Here is a 3,837-nt window from a genome sequence, read left to right as displayed (position 1 = left end):
TGGTGGAGGTATTAGCCCCGGAGGTATAACCCCTATTTGTTGAAAAAAACCTAACCTGTCTGACTCCATCCAGGCTTTAATAATCTTACCGTCATTAAACTGAAAGATGTTGACCGCATGGTGGGTAACTTCTTTATTAGTAGGCTGAATTCCGTTAAATGAGCTTGTGTTTGTACCTTTCCATGACCATTTCGCCATCACTTTGTCCCCCTCCGCAATTAAATCTTCAATTGTCCATTTAATATCCGGAAATGCCGTCCTTACAGGTGCTATGGCCCGAGCAAATCCTGCAGGCCCATTTTCGCCGAGAACCCCTATATAATCTTCAGCAATAACCTGATCTAATAATTCTAATTTGCCGGTGTTTAAAATATCTTCGTAAAGCTTACGAACAGCTGCTTTATTTTTGTCCTGACTTTGATCTGTTCCCATTTTTACTTCTTTTTTTGATTGGGTTAATAAATGATTGATTTTTACTTGTGAAAACGAAGGCATACTGATAACTAATGCTCCCGACAGGATGTAGCCTAAGTTGATTAATGGTTTCATTTTCCTGAATTTTAGTTTATGTAAAATTCAGAACTATAGAAACCTGATGATTGTAAAAAATCATTGATTTTACCAGTAAAGAGGGGATTTGAAAAACTCCAGCGGGGTTTGGCCGGTGAATGATGTGAAGTCTTTTATAAAATGGGCCTGGTCAAAATAACCTGCTGTTAACGCGGTTTCGGTCATGTTAATAGCCGGATCATAGGTATTGATCACATTTCTGAGCCGTACTATAGATGAAAATTGTTTGGGCGAGGTTCCGGTTAGGCGCCTGAATCTTTTTTCGAACGGGTCATGGCTTAAGGGCAATGTGCTTACCAGTTCTTTTATCCTGATGGAGCCATTTGCTAATTGTATTTGTTGTATGGCATGGTGTATAAGCAGGTCGGGCCGGGTTTCATTTAACCTGGAGATCAGGAAACGCTCTATTACAGCTATTCTTTGCAAACTGTCTTTAGCATCGGTTAATTGTTCCTCTATCTCATTTAGTTTACCGGGACTGATCAAGGCATCCAGTGATAAACTTATTCCGAATAATTCATGAAGCGGTTCTTTAAAAAATGCTGCTGCACCGCCGGGTTTAAAAATAACCAGCAGCGTTGCGGCCTGGCTCGAATAATTAATTAAACGTGATGATTTTCTTATCCCCGTTATAACGGCAGCCGGCAACTTGCTTTTAACGCCTTGAACTTCATCACTTACCACTCCCCTGTACCTGAAAGCTATAACCATGGAAGTATCAGGCAATGTCCGGTTTTCCATTCCATGTTCGCTTTCAATGATCATGAAAGTTTTTATGAATGGTTTCAAAATGTTAACAGGAAGATGCCTCTCCATTTTCATACATCCTAATGTAGCGCTTAGAATGAACACTTTGCTTAAATCATTGTCATATTTACCAGGTGGAAAGCATGCTATATTGATTAAAGCATAAATTAATTTATACTTTAATCAACTGATTTTTTATAGCAAAAAGCACCAGGCCCGTACGTGATTTAATATCCAGTTTTTGAAAAAGCGTTTCCCTGTAATTATCAATAGTATGCGGACTTAAGCTCATAGCAGAAGCGATTTCCTTATAAGTAAGTTCTGAACAGCATAACTCCAAAAACCTTATCTCTCTTTCTGATAATTGACCAACCTTGCCATGAATGTCATACTGATCGTCCTGTACAGACCTGATCAGTTTACCCGATACCAGATTATTTAAATAAAAGCCATGGTCAACAACGGTTTGAATAGCCACAACAAGATCGGCTGTTTTTGATTCTTTTAGTAAATAACCGCTTGCGCCGCTTTTAATCATTCTAATTATAGGAACATCGTCTTCAAACATACTTAAGGCCAAAACTTTTATTTGGGGATAGTTCTTTTTTAGCCATTGGGTTGATTCGTATCCATTCATGATTGGCATAGTAATATCCATTAATATTACCTGCGGCAAAGCATCCGGAACCAGTTTGCTTATCATTTCTTCGCCATTGGCGGCACCAAATACCACCTCAATTTCATTCAATTCCGAAAGCAGGCTTGTTACTCCATTCCGAAAAAGTGTATGATCATCAACTATAGCAATACGGATAGTTTTATCATGCTGCATACTTTATTGTTTTTTAGGTATTTTTATAAATACCTCTGTACCTTTTCCGGGTACCGAGGTAAATGTCGCCTTACCGCCAAGCATGGCAGCTCTTCTTTGTATGGTATGTAAGCCCATACCGTTGGTTTCTTTCATTTTTTCATCAATAACAAAGCCCTGCCCGTTATCTTTTATAATTAACTGGGTACCCTGTTCAGATTGCTGCAGGTCAACACTGATAACTGTGGCCCTGGCATGTTTAATCACATTGTTTATAATTTCCTGAAACAGACGGAATAGTATGATCTCATTATCCGTTTGTACGATGTTTTCCTGATAATTATCGCCTTTAAAGCTAATTTTATAGATCTCGGTTTTATTTAACCACTCCAGTTCAAACCCAATAGCTGTTTTAAGCCCTTTGCTGATGAGTTCTTTGCCATACAATAAACGCGATAGTTGCCTTAACTCTTTTATACACTGGCTGGTGAGCTGCTCTGCCCTTTCTATTTTCTCGAGTGTTTTAAACGTATTATCAATATTATTAATGTTGATAGAGGTTAAGGTAATGGAGGTAAGACTAAGCATCTGCCCTATATTATCATGCAGTTCAGAGGCAATGTTTTGAAGTGTTTGCTCCTGTACCTCCATTTGGGTTTTGAGCAATTCATTTTCAAAACTTTGCCGCAGCCCTTCTTTTTCCTCAGCATGAGCCTTCTTTTTGCGATTATATGAAATAACATATAATATTAAAAACAGCGGCGCTATCAAAAAAATCAATGATGTTAATCCGACGAGGGAGTATATATCCGTTGAAGATATCTGCATATAAAAGCGTATGACCAAAAACCATATAAAATAATATTCAATATACTAAAAACTATGTACCTGATGGAATTACCAAATAATATATGAGTATCCTTGATAAGGTAATTAAAGAATATATTACACGTAGTACTTCCAAAATAAAAAAACAATGCGCCATTAACCCACCAAAATGGCGCGTAAGTGCTTAATTGCATATACTTTTCGTCCATAAGCATCAGGTAATAAAAATATAATGCCGTAAATACAAACACTATTGACATAACCGACGCGGTATAAAATAAAAACTGCCCCATCTGGTTTAAGATGAGCTCTGTGATGTATACAGCCATAAAAATAACCAGCCATATAATTACATAAGGCATTATATTCTTATAGCTTTTAAACAGGTAGTAAAAGAAAAAAGTAACTGTGCCGCATTCGGCTAATAATAAAAGGTTATAAACAGGATAATTATGATGATGTAGCTTTACCCGTATATAAATGCCAGCTACCTCGGTAGCACAGTTTAATAGCATGTAAAAAACAAGTAATCTCCAGGCCAGACATTTGTCTCTTGTTAAACAAATCAGGCTGGTGATCAGGCATACAAACTCTGATACCGTGTTAACTGTGAAGTAGCTGGCCATAATTTAGTTATCCAATAAGGTAGCGCCTATATCCTTACAATTTGCAGGCGGCGGGCATAGTTCCCCACGGTTTTCAGGAACTGCCATTACTATAAAACCATGTCCGAGGGGGTTTGCGTTGATGGAATTGGTGTAATAATCAACATGGTTGCCATTGATGTACTGCGTTGAAACCATGATCAGCGTATTATAACCCCAATAAGCTTTTTCGGGTTGATGGGGCTGTTTATTACCTATGTACTCCTTATCGTATGT

Annotated in this window: 6 protein-coding genes; all 6 read right to left on the bottom strand. The window is 37.8% G+C overall.

What is annotated here, in order from left to right; all coding sequences use genetic code 11:
• Nucleotides 1-549, bottom strand: a 549-nt coding sequence (locus tag AC1DRQ_RS30075) for an ester cyclase (protein ID WP_477429589.1), incomplete at its 3' end; no start/stop codon positions are given.
• 69 nt (nucleotides 550-618) lie between these two features.
• Complete coding sequence (locus AC1DRQ_RS30070; protein ID WP_477429587.1) at nucleotides 619-1,386, bottom strand: helix-turn-helix domain-containing protein; 768 nt, start codon at nucleotides 1,384-1,386, stop codon at nucleotides 619-621.
• A gap of 103 nt (nucleotides 1,387-1,489) precedes the next feature.
• Nucleotides 1,490-2,149 carry a response regulator gene (locus AC1DRQ_RS30065; RefSeq protein WP_429400849.1) on the bottom strand — a complete coding sequence of 220 codons (660 nt, stop codon included), beginning with the start codon at nucleotides 2,147-2,149 and terminating at the stop codon, nucleotides 1,490-1,492.
• A 3-nt stretch (nucleotides 2,150-2,152) separates the two neighbouring features.
• A complete protein-coding gene (locus AC1DRQ_RS30060) occupies nucleotides 2,153-2,899 on the bottom strand; it encodes a sensor histidine kinase (protein ID WP_477429585.1) in 747 nt (248 codons plus the stop codon).
• A gap of 14 nt (nucleotides 2,900-2,913) precedes the next feature.
• Nucleotides 2,914-3,582, bottom strand: coding sequence for a hypothetical protein (locus AC1DRQ_RS30055; protein ID WP_477429583.1), 669 nt, complete (start codon nucleotides 3,580-3,582; stop codon nucleotides 2,914-2,916).
• Between the two features lie 3 nt (nucleotides 3,583-3,585).
• Nucleotides 3,586-3,837: hypothetical protein (locus AC1DRQ_RS30050; protein WP_477429581.1), on the bottom strand; the 252-nt coding region annotated here is incomplete at its 5' end.

The sequence above is a fragment of the Mucilaginibacter sp. P4_E8 genome (genome assembly GCF_056401495.1).
This window is presented reverse-complemented; position numbering and strand designations above follow the sequence as displayed.

What these genes read in the sequence shown, in the direction of transcription:
- AC1DRQ_RS30070 (WP_477429587.1), bottom strand. Translation starts at nt 1,386, where the DNA reads ATGGAGAGGCATCTTCCTGTTAACATTTTGAAACCATTCATAAAAACT.
- AC1DRQ_RS30065 (WP_429400849.1), bottom strand. Translation starts at nt 2,149, where the DNA reads ATGCAGCATGATAAAACTATCCGTATTGCTATAGTTGATGATCATACA.
- AC1DRQ_RS30055 (WP_477429583.1), bottom strand. Translation starts at nt 3,582, where the DNA reads ATGGCCAGCTACTTCACAGTTAACACGGTATCAGAGTTTGTATGCCTG.